At 55.2% G+C, this 14,433-nt stretch carries 17 protein-coding genes; 8 read left to right on the forward strand and 9 right to left on the reverse strand.

The window, feature by feature from the left end:
* The first annotated feature begins 1 nt into the window (after position 1).
* The 6 genes from ACP7DE_RS13310 (at position 2) to tnpA (ending at position 4,939) form a co-directional block, all read left to right on the forward strand.
* A complete protein-coding gene (locus ACP7DE_RS13310) occupies positions 2 to 1,030 on the forward strand; it encodes a tetratricopeptide repeat protein (RefSeq protein WP_426072528.1) in 1,029 nt (342 codons plus the stop codon).
* A 133-nt stretch (positions 1,031 to 1,163) separates the two neighbouring features.
* Positions 1,164 to 2,093 carry a tetratricopeptide repeat protein gene (locus ACP7DE_RS13315; protein WP_426072529.1) on the forward strand — a complete coding sequence of 310 codons (930 nt, stop codon included), beginning with the start codon at positions 1,164 to 1,166 and terminating at the stop codon, positions 2,091 to 2,093.
* 211 nt (positions 2,094 to 2,304) lie between these two features.
* The gene (locus ACP7DE_RS13320) at positions 2,305 to 3,156 is read left to right on the forward strand and encodes a tetratricopeptide repeat protein (RefSeq protein ID WP_426072530.1); all 852 of its coding nucleotides are present in this window, start codon (positions 2,305 to 2,307) and stop codon (positions 3,154 to 3,156) included.
* Between the two features lie 211 nt (positions 3,157 to 3,367).
* Complete coding sequence (locus ACP7DE_RS13325) at positions 3,368 to 3,610, forward strand: DUF6396 domain-containing protein (protein ID WP_426072562.1); 243 nt, start codon at positions 3,368 to 3,370, stop codon at positions 3,608 to 3,610.
* Positions 3,611 to 3,642: 32 nt separating this feature from the next.
* The gene (locus tag ACP7DE_RS13330; RefSeq protein ID WP_426072531.1) at positions 3,643 to 3,921 is read left to right on the forward strand and encodes a PAAR domain-containing protein; all 279 of its coding nucleotides are present in this window, start codon (positions 3,643 to 3,645) and stop codon (positions 3,919 to 3,921) included.
* Positions 3,922 to 4,552: 631 nt separating this feature from the next.
* The gene (tnpA, locus tag ACP7DE_RS13335; protein WP_426072532.1) at positions 4,553 to 4,939 is read left to right on the forward strand and encodes an IS66-like element accessory protein TnpA; all 387 of its coding nucleotides are present in this window, start codon (positions 4,553 to 4,555) and stop codon (positions 4,937 to 4,939) included.
* Positions 4,940 to 5,107: 168 nt separating this feature from the next.
* On the opposite strand, the gene ACP7DE_RS13340 is transcribed toward tnpA, so the two are convergent.
* From ACP7DE_RS13340 to ACP7DE_RS13355, 4 genes are all read right to left on the reverse strand, one after another.
* Complete coding sequence (locus ACP7DE_RS13340; protein WP_426072533.1) at positions 5,108 to 6,259, reverse strand: S41 family peptidase; 1,152 nt, start codon at positions 6,257 to 6,259, stop codon at positions 5,108 to 5,110.
* Between the two features lie 5 nt (positions 6,260 to 6,264).
* Positions 6,265 to 7,017, reverse strand: a complete 753-nt coding sequence (locus ACP7DE_RS13345; RefSeq protein ID WP_426072534.1) for a LytR/AlgR family response regulator transcription factor — start codon at positions 7,015 to 7,017, stop codon at positions 6,265 to 6,267.
* Positions 7,017 to 8,348 carry a sensor histidine kinase gene (locus tag ACP7DE_RS13350; RefSeq protein WP_426072535.1) on the reverse strand — a complete coding sequence of 444 codons (1,332 nt, stop codon included), beginning with the start codon at positions 8,346 to 8,348 and terminating at the stop codon, positions 7,017 to 7,019. Before ACP7DE_RS13350 ends, ACP7DE_RS13345 begins: the two co-directional genes overlap by 1 nt.
* A 146-nt stretch (positions 8,349 to 8,494) precedes the next feature.
* Positions 8,495 to 8,851, reverse strand: coding sequence for an Arm DNA-binding domain-containing protein (locus tag ACP7DE_RS13355; protein WP_426072536.1), 357 nt, complete (start codon positions 8,849 to 8,851; stop codon positions 8,495 to 8,497).
* Between the two features lie 635 nt (positions 8,852 to 9,486).
* On the opposite strand from ACP7DE_RS13355, the gene ACP7DE_RS13360 reads away from it, so the two are divergent.
* The gene (locus ACP7DE_RS13360) at positions 9,487 to 9,918 is read left to right on the forward strand and encodes a hypothetical protein (protein ID WP_426072537.1); all 432 of its coding nucleotides are present in this window, start codon (positions 9,487 to 9,489) and stop codon (positions 9,916 to 9,918) included.
* 139 nt (positions 9,919 to 10,057) lie between these two features.
* Here ACP7DE_RS13360 and ACP7DE_RS13365 read toward each other — a convergent pair whose 3' ends face one another.
* Together ACP7DE_RS13365 and ACP7DE_RS13370 are read right to left on the reverse strand one after the other, a co-directional pair.
* Entirely contained in the window at positions 10,058 to 10,372 is a 315-nt protein-coding gene (locus tag ACP7DE_RS13365) for a hypothetical protein (protein WP_426072538.1), read from the reverse strand.
* A gap of 78 nt (positions 10,373 to 10,450) precedes the next feature.
* Positions 10,451 to 11,020, reverse strand: coding sequence for a sigma-70 family RNA polymerase sigma factor (locus ACP7DE_RS13370; protein WP_426072539.1), 570 nt, complete (start codon positions 11,018 to 11,020; stop codon positions 10,451 to 10,453).
* Between the two features lie 447 nt (positions 11,021 to 11,467).
* Here ACP7DE_RS13370 and ACP7DE_RS13375 point away from each other — a divergent pair, with 447 nt between their 5' ends.
* Positions 11,468 to 11,728 carry a hypothetical protein gene (locus tag ACP7DE_RS13375; RefSeq protein WP_426072540.1) on the forward strand — a complete coding sequence of 87 codons (261 nt, stop codon included), beginning with the start codon at positions 11,468 to 11,470 and terminating at the stop codon, positions 11,726 to 11,728.
* Positions 11,729 to 12,200: 472 nt separating this feature from the next.
* Here the strand turns inward: ACP7DE_RS13375 and ACP7DE_RS13380 are convergent, their stop codons facing one another.
* The 3 genes from ACP7DE_RS13380 to ACP7DE_RS13390 all read right to left on the reverse strand — a co-directional run.
* Positions 12,201 to 12,416 carry a hypothetical protein gene (locus ACP7DE_RS13380; RefSeq protein WP_426072541.1) on the reverse strand — a complete coding sequence of 72 codons (216 nt, stop codon included), beginning with the start codon at positions 12,414 to 12,416 and terminating at the stop codon, positions 12,201 to 12,203.
* On the reverse strand, positions 12,413 to 13,477 hold the full coding sequence (locus ACP7DE_RS13385) for a phage portal protein (RefSeq protein ID WP_426072542.1): 1,065 nt from the start codon (positions 13,475 to 13,477) through the stop codon (positions 12,413 to 12,415). Before ACP7DE_RS13385 ends, ACP7DE_RS13380 begins: the two co-directional genes overlap by 4 nt.
* A partial coding sequence (locus ACP7DE_RS13390; protein WP_426072543.1) for a terminase large subunit domain-containing protein occupies positions 13,474 to 14,433 on the reverse strand: 960 nt, incomplete at its 5' end. The genes ACP7DE_RS13385 and ACP7DE_RS13390, both read right to left, overlap by 4 nt.

Raw genomic sequence — 14,433 nt, forward strand, 5'->3', positions numbered from 1 at the left:
CATGAGCAATTACCGACTGCGCCTGATATATGCGTTCACCTTGCTAGTGGTATTGGCGGCAGGCGCATTTTCCCTCAACTTCTATTTACAGGAGAGAGCCTTGCACGCCCTGCCATATGGATTCAAGAAGTTCAGTATGTCTGACCCGCTACCCGCATGCGCGCGCTGGAAGGACCACATGCCGGCAAGCCGCGACCCGGCAGCATACCGGCTCTATATCGAGGCTCGCAAGGTATGGCGTAGCAAGATAGCGTGGCAATTCACGCGAGAGGAGACCACGCGCATACTCACCGATGTGAAAAAGGCCGCCGAGTTGGGGGACTGGGGAGCGCGTGCACTGATGGCGCATTTTTATCTGCACGGACTCGGCGTTCTCGAAACCAACCACGTGCTTGATGCAGACCCCGCCAAGAGTGTCGAAATCGCCCGCATGGCGGCAAAGGAGATGCAACCTTGGGGACTGTATGACCTTGGCGTAGCTTACGAGCATGGTTATGGAGGGGCACCTTACGATGTCGATTTGGCTTGGGCATACTATCTAAGGGCAGCCCAACTAGGCAGTCCAGAGGCACAGATGACACTTGCCCAAGCCTATAGCGACGCTGGAAGATTAGGCGACGAAAAAACTATGCAGCAATGTGCATACCAACAAGGTCATGGCCCCGCCGCGTATGAGTTAGGAATGACTGCAAGAATCCATAAACGCTTCATGGAGGCAATAACAATCTACCAAGAGGGCGTAAAATTTGGAAATTCGAACTGCGCGGCTACCCTATGGTTGTTATTTGAAGATGGGCATTGGACCAATGCGAAGGATGAGGAAAAAACCGCCTTAAAACTACTCGGCGTCACAGTGGACCCGGAACGCAGCAGTCGATACAAGACCGTTTCCGAAGTGTTGGATGTCAATCCCGACCTGAAACTGAGCCAGCTCGACCAAGTACTTCCGTTACCTCCTGCGAAATTGCCACCCTGGTCCGGTGTGGAGGACGCGGTCGAGCCAGAGTCATACGACAAACCCACGTACTGAGCGAACCTGAATGTCCGCCACATCTCATGCGGTTGCAAACGGCCCTCGTCGACGATGGCTATATTGCCTTGTTCTGCTGGCGTCGCTCGTCGCTGCGGCTTTTTTCCTCCCAAGCTACTTGCAGGAGAGAGCCTTGCGCACCCTGCCATATGGATTCAAGAAGTTCAGTATGTCTGACCCGCTACCCGCATGCGCCCGCTGGAAAGACCACATGCCGGCAAGCCGCGACCCGGCAGCATACCGGCTCTATATCGAGGCTCGCAAGGTATGGCGTAGCAAGATAGCGTGGCAATTCACGCGAGAGGAGGCCATGCGCATACTCACCGATGTGAAAAAGGCGGCCGAGTTGGGCGACTGGGGAGCGCGTGCACTAATGGCGCATTTTTATCTGCACGGACTCGGTGTTCTAGAATCCAACCACGTGCTTGATGCAAACCCTGACAAAAGTGTTGAAATCGCCCGCATGGCTGCCAAGGAAATGCAACCGTGGGGGCTGTATGACCTCGGTGTCGCTCACGAGCATGGCTATGGCGGCGCGCACTACGATGTCGATTTGGCTTGGGCATACTATCTGAGGGCGGCTCAGCTCGGCAGCCCGGAGGCACAGATGGCCTTGGCTCAAGCCTATAGCAAAGCTGGACGCCGGGGAGATGAGACCACTATGCTGCATTGTGCATATCAGCAGGGGCATGGACCAGCTGCCCACGAGCTGGCTCTATATGCTAGAGTGAATAAAAGGTTTCAAGAAGCGATAGATATATATCAAAATGGCGTGAAATTTGGGAGCGCAGAGTGTGCGCGAGACCTGAGGATTATGTTTAACCAAGGGTATTGGGCTATCGGCTCTGACAGGGAGAAAGATGCACTCAGTGCGTTGGGAGTTCAGGTAGACGCTGAGCGAGAGAGGCGCTACGACGCCATTTACGACGCGTTACAAATCAATCCCGACCCAAAGCTGAGCCGACTCGACCAAGTACTTCCATTGCCTCCGGCTGTATTGCCACCCTGGTCCGGTGTGGAGGACGCGGTCGAGCCAGAGTCATACGACAAACCCACGTACTGAGCGAACCTGAATGTCCGCCACATCTCATGCGCTTGCAAACGGCTCTCGTCGACGATGGCTATATTGCCTTGTTCTGCTGGCGTCGCTCGTTGCTGCGGCTTTTTTCCTCTCAAGCTACTTACAGGAGAGAGCCTTGCACGCCTTGCCATATGGATTTAAGAAGTTCAGTATGTCTGACCCGCTACCCGCATGCGCCCGTTGGAAGGAACACATGCCGGCAAGCCGCGACCCGGCAGCATACCGGCTCTATATCGAGGCTCGCAAGGTATGGCGCAATAAGATAGCGTGGCAATTCAAGCGAGAGGAGGCCACGCGCATACTCACCGATGTGAAAAAGGCCGCCGAGTTGGGCGACTGGGGAGCGCGTGCACTAATGGCGCATTTTTATCTGCACGGACTCGGCGTTCTCGAAACCAACCACGTGCTTGATGCAGACCCCGTCAAGAGTGTCGAAATCGCCCGCATGGCTGCCAAGGCGATGCAACCGTGGGGGCTGTATGACCTCGGTGTCGCTCACGAGCATGGCTATGGCGGCGCGCACTACGATGTCGATTTGGCTTGGGCATACTACCTGCGGGCGGCTCAGCTCGGCAGCCCAGAAGCGCAGATGGCGTTGGCTAAGGCATATAGTGAGGCGGGGCGTCCTAAGGATGAGGCAACTATGCTGCAATGTGCATATCAACAGGGACACGGTCCGGCTGCCTATTCGCTGGCTCTAGATGCCGGAGTAAATAAGCGATATCAAGAGTCGATACGTACATATCAGGAAGGCGTGAAATTTGGGAGCATAGAGTGTGCGCGAGACCTCGAGGTTATGTTCCGCCATGGCTATTGGGGAAAAGACTCTGACGAGGAAAAAGACCTTTTAAGGCCTTTGGGTATTGGAGTCGACCCGGAGCGTAAAAGGCGCTACAGCGCCATCTACGACGCATTAGAAATCAATCCCGACCTAAAGCTGAGCAGGCTCGACCTAATACTTCCGCTACCTCCGGCGCAATTACCACCCTGGTCCAAGGTTGAGGACGCGGTCACACCCGAGTCCTACGACAAACCCACGTACTGAGCTAACCTGAATGTCCGCCACATCTCATGCGGTTGCAAACGGCTCTCGTCGACGATGGCTATATTGCCTTGTTCTGCTGGCGTCGCTCGTCGCTGCGACTTTTTCCCTCTCAAGCTACTTGCAGGAGAGAGCCTTGCGCACCCTGCCATATGGATTCAAGAAGTTCAGTATGTCTGACCCGCTACCCGCTTGCGCCCGCTGGAAGGACCACATGCCGGCAAGCCGCGACCCGGCAGCATACCAGCTCTATGTCGAGGCTCGCAAGGTATGGCGTAGCAAGATAGACGCTGAGCGAGAGAGGCGCTACGACGCTATTTACGACGTGTTACAAATCAATCCCGACCTGAAGTTGAACAGGCTCGACCAAGTGCTTCCGTTGCCTCCAGCCCCACTACCGAAATGGTCCGGTGTGGATAGCGCTGTTAAGCCCGAATCCAACGGCCGTCCCACTTAATAAGACAACCTGGAACAAATAGGAGAAATACCATGCCCTTGAAAATCATCACAATCGGTGATTCCACCGACCATGGAGGGAAAGTCATCAGCGGCTCACCCACACACGATATCGGTGGCAAGGCGATTGCGCGGCTAGGCGACGAAGTCATGTGCCCGCAGCGCTATCCCGGTGGCGCGCCGCATGGCGTCAATAAAATCATTACTGCTCATGAAACCCTCACCGCTGGGGGGACTCCGGTGGCCATACATGGCTGCAAGACGGCATGCGGATGCTCACTCATCGGCAAGGCCAGTGCCACAGTAGGATAGCTGGCCGTTGGCATCTATATGCGGGGACCTCACAACAATGAACGCCCGTGCAGATACCGTTGGCCAACTGGGGACGTGCAAGTCCGCAACGGCCAATTCTCAGCTCTGCCTTGTTCCCATGGACTGCTTCTAAGAGCCAAATTGGGAGCAGCTTACCCACGTGCGCGGACCCATCGGGATGGCCACCGGAGAGCAGGTACCCAAAGCACCAGCTATCAAGCAGGCCAAACTATTTTGAACTGGTGGTGGAGTGCCCAAACTGAGGTCGCAGGCATTCAACCGGTACAAGGCCAGGACAAGGTTTCTGGCCACCATACGCGACATGCTCAACCGCCCCTTCCCGGACCTTTCGTGGCATCTTGAGGTTTAACCACAGGCGTCGCAGCTTTCGAGACTGGTCGGTTAATTTTTTATGGACCGATGACGGAGTAAGCCGGCAAGTTGCTGCGTCCGCAGCAGGATGCGGACGCCCGTTTGACGCGAAGTGTCAGTTCTAGTTTGAACTAATACCGATTAAGTGCACTAGCTCAGTCTTGAACAGTAAACGTCTTCCCGACGCCGTCTGGACTGCCTGACCACCGTCATCCATGATCGAATTTTGGCACAACATTTGTGCCCACAAATTATGATTATGGACACAAATTTTCAACCGACCATTTCCACGAATACGCGCGGCCATTATCGGCAGCACTCGTTGGAGTTCAAGTGCGCGTTGCTGGCGTTGTCGCTCGAACCTGGCGTCTCGGTCGCTCGCATCGCGCGCGAACACAGCGCCAACGCCAACCAGGTATTCAGCTGGCGCAGCCTCTATCAACAAGGACGCCTCGGCGTGCCTGCGTTGATGCGCGACGATGGCTTCTTGCCGGTGGTGCTGGCGCCCACTGCGCCGGCGCCGGGCAACGCCACCATCAATGTGAGGGGGACGATCATGCTTGAGCTGGGCCAGGTCCGCGTGCGCATCGAAGGCCAGCCCGACGCGGCCGCGCTGGCGCAGGTGCTCGATCGGGTGCTGCGATGATCGGCCTGCCGGCCGGGATCCACATCATCAGGTGCCGCTCTTGGTCTGACATGAGTTCGGTATAGCCGTAGTAGACAGCGTCCTCGGCGAAGTCAGGCGGTACAAGGGCTGTTTTCTACCTCATCGTGACAAATATGAACTTCGCACCCGCCATATCGACCATAGTTTTTAGTGATCATTGGTAGCACGTGGTGCGCCCCCATGAAATTGTCGCTGCATCAAAACTTTAGCCGCCGCGAGGGCATCGTTCACCTTTGCAGCGACATCCGGAGTGACGCCCTTGCCCTCCCAGTTTGTATGGGTAATTGAGCTGATCGGGCGCTTGCTTGGGATAAAGATAGCAAAATTCTCGCTGAGACGATATGGGCGCGAAGCGTTGGCGCCGCCCCAAGTGCGTTCCCCGATCACCTTGGCGCGTTTCAGCGCCTGCATTTGGTACGCGAATGATTCGGCGGCGGACTTCGTATCGGGGCCGGCCAAGATGAGGACCGGCTTCTTGCCCCCATAGCGTTTGCCGTCGAGCTTATCCTGCGTCCAATACTGCGTGGTGATACCGGTCGCACGTTCCCAGATGTCGTTGAGGCGGGTGCGCCCGTCAACAAGATAGCTGATTAGTAGCGCCACTGAGTCTTCCCCGCCACCGCCGTTGTTGCGCAGATCGATGATGAGGCCATCGGTGTTAGCGAGTTTATTCATCGCTGCGGCGAACTTGTCGGATACGAGGAAAACCGGCCCGAATGAGGAAATCTCCAGGTAGCCGATATTGGGACTAAGGTGATCAACCTTTTCCACGCCAAGGTTTGATGTAAGAACCCTTTCAAGCACGGCAGGCGGCACTTGTTTTTCCCATTCCGCCCGCGTCTGTGGTGGTGGCATTGCATCATCGGGAGGCACAGGGTGGGCACTGACATCGATGAACACATGCTTGTCGTGGATAACGCCATCAATGTCATCGAATAGCTGTTTGGCGAGTTGTTGACCGTCCGTGACCCTATCGTACTTGCCCTCGCGCTGATGCTGGCGCAAGACAACTTCGACTTGTTTGGCTTTGTCTGGAAAAACGTAGTGGGCATTGAGCTTGGCAATCAGCGTATCGATGACCTCCAACCGGACTGCCCGATTGACCTCCACTGTCGGCGCCACCGGGGGTGTAGCTGCGATTGCCCCTGTCACGGTCAGCAATAACAAAGCCAGGGAAACTATCCATTGATTTTTCATTATTTTCCTTTTTTTCAATATGCTTAAATGATTAACTGCGAACTGAACCAACAAATCCGCCGTCGTCACGAAGGCGGCCAATCGGCAGAGAGGCTTTAACATCCCTGCTACATCTGGCGGAACTGCTTGGTAAATCCCTCACTAACGGTCAAGCGCTCGGTCCGACCTTTCAGGATGACCTCCAGCCCAGGGCCGCTGCGCACCCCGGATTCACTGCGTTCAATCCGGTCAATGGCCTGCAGATTGACGACGGCACTGCGGTGGATCTGCGTGAACAACTGCGGGTCCAGTTGCTCAAGCAGGGACTTGAGAGGCAACCGAATCAGCGAATCGCCGTTGTCCGTCACCACCCGCGTGTACTTTTCGTTCGACTGGAAGTACAGCACTTCGCTCACCATCACCAGCCGCACCGAATTGCCGCTTGAGGCCTTGATCCACTTGAGGTACACCGGTGCGCTCTCCTGTTCAAAGAGCTGTTCCCACACGGCCGGCGGCGGGCTTGCGGCCGTGCGCGACTTCAGACGACGGATCGTCTGCAGCAGGCGTGAGGTCGTCACCGGCTTGACCAGATAGTCGGACGCGCCGGTATCGAAAGCGGCCAAGGCATAGTCCGCATACGCTGTAACGAACACTACCTGGCACGACTCGGGAATATGGCGCGCCACCTCCATACCGTTTAGGCCGGGCATCTGTATGTCCAGAAATACGATGTCCGGTTTCAGTACGTCGATGCATGCCACCGCTTCGATGCCGTTTTCGATCTGGCCGGCGATTTGCAGTTCGGGCCACAAGGCATGCAGCTGGTCCACCAGCTCCGCCCTTAGCAGAGGCTCGTCCTCGACGATCAGAGCGCTTGGCATCAGGCGTGACTCCCGACAATAGGCACCGTCAACACTGCGCATACGCCTTGTCCGTCGCCCGGCTCCACAAAAAGGCTGGCCTTCTTCCCGTATAGCAGCAGCAAGCGCTCTGTAATATTCGCCAACCCCGTGCCTTGCCCGGATTGTTCGGTCAAGCCGACCCCGTCGTCGACAACAGACACGCTCAGCAGCTCGCCCTTCCCGCCGCTTTCGTGCCTTGCGCTGATGGTGATCAGGCCTGGTCGGCTGGCCCGCTCCAGACCGTGTTTGACGGCGTTTTCCACAAGCGAGATCAGCATCGCCGGCGGGAATGGCAGGCTGCGCAATTCCTCGGCCACTTCGACAGCGTAGCGTAGGCGCGTGCCCATGCGGATGCGCATCACCGCCAGGTAGTCGCTAACAAGATCCATTTCTCGTCCCAAGGTCGAGGACACCGAGCGCATATCGGGCATCGCGTTTTGCAGGTAGCCGACCAGATGGTCGAGCATCTCTTGCGCGGCCCGCTGGTCGGTGCGGATCAGATACTTTAGATTTGCCAGGGTATTGAACAGGAAGTGCGGCTCTACCTGGGCCTGCAAGGCTGAAAGGCGCGCCTGCAGAGAGGTGCGTTCCAGCTCGCGCTCACGCCGAGCCGCATTTAGCGCGCTTGCATGGCGCGCGAGGTGCTGGTGCAGTTGGGTAGACACCATCTCGGCAGTCTTTAGCGACTCACCCTGCTGGATCGCGAACCAAGCCAAGCCCGGTCGGCAGCGCAGCTCAATGTGGCAACTGGGGCCCAAATCGGACGATATTCTCACCTCGACATGGCGCCCCAGCGCCAAGGGGCGCCAGCGACCCAGCACGATCCGGCCCTTGAACGGGTCATGGAAGAAAGCAGGCGGACCGGAGTAGCCAAGTGCCGTGCCGAGCGCCAGCCCCGACAAGGACTCGGTGCACAGGTCAAAGGTGGTGTAGGGATTGAACGGCGCATGGATGTGACGCGTAACCAAGGAAGCCATCGCCTCGACACTCAGCGCCTTGCCCTCTTCGCCCAGCCGCGCAAGAAAGCTGCGAGCGATCCCATTAGACATCAGCGCGAGCCAGACCATCACCGCCACTACAACGCCGCCGACAATGTACGGAGTCAGCTTGCGGGTCTCCATTTCGCCCGGCGCGGCCGGGGTATGGTTCAGCCAGAGCGGCAGCAGCGCGATCGCCAGCGACAGGAACAAGAGTGAACCGGCGTTTAAGCGCAGCGCCGACTGCAGCAAGTAGCGGCGCACAAGGTGGCGGTCGTGCTTGACTTCCGATACGGGAGGCGCGTTGAATGGCAAAAATGGGGGAGAACTCATTAAATTCCTCGTGTTTAACTCGCCCCCATTCTAGCGGCACGGATGCCCGTGTCTTCTCCCATGCGACGAATGCCTGCAAATCGTGGAGGAAACCGGCGCTGGCGGGATGGACGCCGCCGATAGAATCGCTGCCCGGGCTTAGCGATTTAGAAGGACATATGCATGAACCCAGATGGGTGGAGCGGCACAACAGGGATATCGATGGCGGCATCAAGGGTAATGGATGGGCTGCTTGCCTTGCGCTTGAGGTCTTCCCCGTCGATCAGCTTCAAACGCAAAGCGTCGCGACGGTCGCGGGCTTCCATGAGGCCGATAAGCGGATACGGGCCAATCACGGCAGTTTGCTGCTTGCCCTGGTCGTTGCGATAGGCCATGCGCCAAACCTTGTTTCCGCTTGGCAGGACTGCCAGCATCAGGCCGTGGCCATCGAAGAGCTTGCGCAGCTTGCCATCGTTTGGCGTGGCACGACGGCAGTCTGCGTCGGTAAGCGTATTGATGGCCATGCGATATCCTGCAGGTACGATTTTGAGAAAAACCGCATCATACCTACAATTTAGCCTACGCGTCATTCTGCGAGAGGGTTTTTGGATACCGCCGAATCTGCGATTCGGAAGGCTAAAAATCAAGCTAAATCGTTGATTTTCAATGAAATTCGGTGGAATATAAGTTGAGTATACTCACGAATTTTTTATGTACTTGGCGGAAGCGGTGAGATTCGAACTCACGAACAGTTTAACCCGTCGCTAGTTTTCAAGTCTTCAAAATACTTCATACATTTCAGATGCTTACGCGCGATTTGGTTCCGCACGCAATGTTTTTCCATTACCTTGCAACGTACTGTTTTCACCATCCTACATGTACGATGCGGAAACGTTTTTGAAACGGCCCGACCTGTATTCAGCGGATTTTTCGACCAAAATTAACTGCGACTGACAGCCTCCTCAAACCAGCATTAGCTGCAAGTGATCCTGCGTTCAACCGTGTCGACTTGCATTCCTTCGCCACAAACCAGCAATAATTGCGACTGACCTGTCATTGTGTGAAATTCGTGCGCCGATGTCCTATACTGAAATCGACACTCAGGAATAACTCGTTGGCTATTGTCAGAGTCCTGGCCCCTGAGTCTTCATAGGAATCTATGGCCTCCATCCCCCATCATCTGCATCAGACGATTCAACTGGCGATTACACAGCGCCCCGACGCAGTGGTGAACACCAGCATCGATCTATGGAAGATGCTAGCTTCGACGCTCAAATCGACCATTGGCGAAGTTGGATTTCACACCCTATTTTTGCGCAGCGTTTACACCACCGGGAAGACTTTCCCTTGGATGATGCCTGGGCATGCCTTTCAAGCAGCCGAATCCGAATTTAAAAAGCTGCGAGCATGTCTTGAAGGGCAAGTGATCTCGGAATCCACTGCAGCCAGTGCCAGTTTGCTAAACACTTTCGTCGACATGCTTATTTTACTGCTTGGTGAACAGTTGACGACAGTCATCTTAAGGTCGGCTTGGCGTGATCGTTGTGCCGAGATGTACGCGCCCCCACGTTCGGACAAGCGCCTCCAATAAAGGTAGGTTTTCTGGACAGGCGCCTGCGCCAACGCCTGTCACACGGGATGCCCTGTGCTTTGTGTCCAAGAACTCACTCCATAAAACTTGTTCCACAAAAAACCACGTACCATACCTCCTGCAACCAGCAGCAGTCTGATTAGGACTTCAATACGGTCAAAGCATCCACGTTCGCTATATCACCTAACCTCTGCGTATTGGTCGTCACGTGGGGCAGCTTTGGATCACCTATCAATAGAGGAGGCGTCGGGGTTTTTCTATGGGAAATGGTGAGTACTCGGAGGGCTATCTCCAACGGAACCCCGCTCCTCCTGAGATATTCTGCTGCAATAATTGTACCGAGCATCGCTTGGAAGATTATGCCCACATCTATTTTCTGAGCAGTCAGAATATCGCTTCTTGTATATGAAGTGGAACCTTCGTGATCCACTACTGTATTTGAAGTGATTAACATGTGGTTTCCTCTGGGTGACATCTAAGGTCGGGGCACGAATTTCTTTGTTCTGGCGCCATGTCGATATCCTCCGCGCTATCAGCTTGATTTGTTTATTTCCTCCCACATTTCTTCGCGTGCCCTAAAGATACGGCTGCGTACCGTGCCTATCGGGCGAGCTATTTTTTTAGATATTTCCTCGTAACTCAAGCACTCTATTTCACGAAGACAAAAAGTTAGGCGCAAGGTGGCGGGCAAGGCCATAAATGCACGTTCAATTTTCAGATTGGTCTGCATTGCAATATATTTCTCTTCGGGATTATCTAAATAATTTATGTTATTTATTTCATGTGATGCCTTATACAATTCCTTGGCATCGAGAAACCGTATATTATCCCCATATTTTTCATCATGAAATTTTCTTGCTCTATCGGCGGCAATGACAAACAGCCAAGAAGGAAAATTCAAATCACTCCGAGATGGAATAATTTCTTGAAATGCTTTTATAAAAACAATTTGAATGACATCTTCGATATCATGCGGATCACAAAGAATTTGCGCGACGATATGTTTCACCTTTGATCTGTATTTTATATAGAGTTTTTCAAATGTCAGATTATCGACACAGAGAACTTTTCCCACCAAGAAATTGTCATTACTATCTGTCACTAATCTAGTCCCACTTTCGGTAAAAATTGAATGTCAAGATTAGCAGGCACAACATATTTATGCAGACGTGCGTCCTTTAAGTTGATTTGAATCAATACATTCCTAGAAGAAATTTATTCTACAAATTATTTTGCTATCATAAAGAGCCACTTATTGACATAAAGTTGCCTTAATTGCAATTTATTATGGTATTTTTAAAACACATATTCCATTAAAGAAATTTATTTAAAGTTCCATATTAAATTTCTATCGGAGCAGGCTTGATCCAATTTCTTAAATATGTTTCCATATTAAAATTCCCTTTGATATCAAATATAACTTGACATGTTAAATATTTGTTTTCCATGATAATTATTTATTTCCACAGAGAATTTACTATTTCTCCTCATTTGTTTTTAAGGAAACTAATCACTTGGCAATTCTATTAAAAATTGAACAGGAACTATTGTGGATAATATAATAATTTCCACCTATTTCATCGAGTTTACGCGTCGAACGAACAGGGTTTTACGAACGATAGATGAAAGCGCAGGCCGGGTAAAAATCGACATAAAGGATATGGCTAAACCATTTGATACTTTGATTGTCGATGCGTGGGTGATTGAAAAAAATGGAGTGCTCTGGCTTGTGCATGAAACTGGTGCTGGCTATACGGTGGAGATCCTGCTATCGAGAGCTTTGCGCTTTTCGCGCCAGCCGAAGTTGTAAAGTCCACCTCAAGAAATCTACCGGGTTCTTCAAAAAACCAATCCGAAGCGGACTCGCTCGGCGGCTATCTAGCCAGTATTGATTAATGCATGTACCAAGAGACTGCAATACAGCCCCACCAGTGGGCAAACACCAACATTTGCACGCCATTGCACCAGTCGCACAAAAAACCGCTCAAAGTGCGCCAAAATGCGTCAAATCGCATTCCCCCTCTTCGCCCCGCCGCGCCAGTCCTCATGCGCCTTCGGCCATGGCACAAATTTGAGTCAAAAGACCCCTATATAGCGGGCAGGTGTGGAGGGGGGACAACTGCGCGCGCCGGGCCGAAACGGGCCTTTTTCTTGCTTCATCAGCAACATCAATTGTCAAGACGTGAAAAAGCCGCCTCATGGGCGGCTTCTGCGGTGGCTGCGGCGCTCTAGCGCGGTGGGGCTGTCGCGGCCCTGCCCTGCCGGCTATCGCGGCGTGGCGGTCATCCTGTGCGGCCGGCGCGGGCCTTGGCCGCTTGCTCCTTCTCGTAGTCGTCGCGGCAGTCCGCATTGCAGAACAGCAGCGCGGGCGCCAGCGCCTCGTCACAGTAGTGGCAACAACCATGCGCCACCAGGCCGGGCCGGCGCCGCACGGCGGCCAGGCCGCGCGCCACCTCTGCATAGATGATCTTGTCGGTATTGTCTACGTGGTCGCTCATTGCGCGCTCTCCTTGCCCAGGCCCAAGTCATACGGGGCGAACTTCACCACTTCCACGCCGGCCCACTCGTTGATTGCCATGAACTGTGCCTGCAGCGGCACCAGCTCGTTGCGCGCGAAGACCCGCGCGGCCGGTTCCACGGCACCGAAGCCGCCGGCATTGTTCGGCAGGATGCCCATCAGCTGCGGCGGCACGCGGTGCGCGGCAAGCTGGTCGTCGCGCGTGACGCTCTTGATGTTGAAAAACTCGTCCTTGGCGGCCACGTCCGACACCGGCAAAATCTGGATGCCGTCCTTCTTGCCGTTCGGCGCGTACATGAACAGGTTGCGGAAGTTGCCCGGCCCCTTGCTGTCGCGCATTGCCTGGCGCAGATTGTCCACGTCCTGGGTGTTGGCGGCGGCGTCCGTCATGTAGAAAACAAAGCCGGCGTGCGAGCCGTTCTTATAGTACTTGCGGCGGAACAAGGTGGCCGCCTCGTTGAGCCAGGCCGATTGCAGCGCGCTCAGGTACTGCGGCACGCCATACAGTTCCTGGTTTACATCCGGTTCCATCAGGTGAAACACGCGGCCCTTGTCGAACTGGTGCACGGCCTGGTAGCCGTTCACAAAAAAGTAGGTATCCAGATCGACGCCGCGCCGCATGTACTTGGCCAAGGCATGCTGGTACGCCAGCGCCTTGCCGCTGCGGCTGGGCCGGTCTTCCAGGTAGGCATTGCCGAACGTCAGGAAGTCCAGGGCCATGCGTTTAAAGGCGTCGCGCGACAAATACTTGCTGGGAATCAGGGTGGATGCCAGCACGTTGGCCTTGAAGTGGATGGCACTGCTGTGGTGCACGCCGGCATTGAAGGACTTGGCCAGGCCCGCCAGGTTGACGGGCGGCTCATACCAGTGGCCGTTCTTCCAGCATTCGAAGCAGTCGAGGATATCGGCGTGTTCCAGCACGGGCGTCGGGTCGCCGAAGGAAAACGCCTCGATGCCGGCGGCGGCCGGCGCCGTGGCCGCTGTTGATGGCGCGCCTTGGGCCTGCTGGCCGCGCGCGCGCAAGTGTCGTGCTTTGCTCAAGAATAAATCTCCATGAAAGAGTGGTGGTTGTCGGTGGTGCCTTCGAAGGGCTCGTGATCGAGGGCGTGCATGCAGGCCCACGCCAGGTCGGCGTGGCCGGTTTCATCGCTGCGGCCGGCGACATAGGTCACGTGCCGCCCGCTGGGGGTAAGGGTCTTGTGGATCGCCATGAACGATTGCGCGATGTCCGTCCAGCCGGCGTCGAATTCCAGCCGGCCCTTGCTGATGATGTTTTTGGCCTTCAAGACCATGCGGGTTTTGACTTCGGGCGAGTAATTCAGGGCCGTCACGGCGGGGAAGAAGCCGCGCACGATGGGCAGCACGCCGATGCCCATGCCGGTCGTGTCGATGCCGATGTATTCGACGTTGTAGCGCTGGGTCATCTGGCGGATGGCGTCGGCGTGGTCCTCGAAGCTCTGCCCGCGCCACTGGTGGCGCTCCAGGATGCGAAACTTGCCTCCGGCCGTCATGGGCGGGGCCAGTACGACGCAGCCGGCGCTGTCGCCGTTCAAGGCCGGGTCGTAGCCGATCCACACGGGCCGGTTGCCGAACGGGCGCAGGCCCAGCAACGGCTTGTAGTCGTCCCACTCCACCCAGGAATCGACCATGCAGCGCTGCAGCTCGGCCAGCGGGAAGACCGAGGCCGAGTCGTCAATAAAATTGCACATCAGCAGGTTGTCGAACTGGTCCGGGCTGTATTCGAAGTTGCGCAGCTCGTCGATGTCGAACAGGTTGCAGCCGCCGCGCTCAGCGTCCAGGATGGTGACGATCTGGCGCCAGATCTTGTCCTCGCCCGTAAAGCCTGACGACAGGCGGCCGTGGCTCACGTCGATGTTGACCTGGTCGGCCTTGGCGCGGCGCTTGTTGAACAGCTCGCCCGTCCAGAACGGATAGGCCTGATGCGTGGTCGAGGATGGCGTTGAAAAGTAGGTTTTGCGCCACTTCTTGTGGATGGC

The organism is Janthinobacterium sp. DSP2-3-3, from assembly GCF_049897325.1.
GTDB lineage: Bacteria > Pseudomonadota > Gammaproteobacteria > Burkholderiales > Burkholderiaceae_D > Janthinobacterium.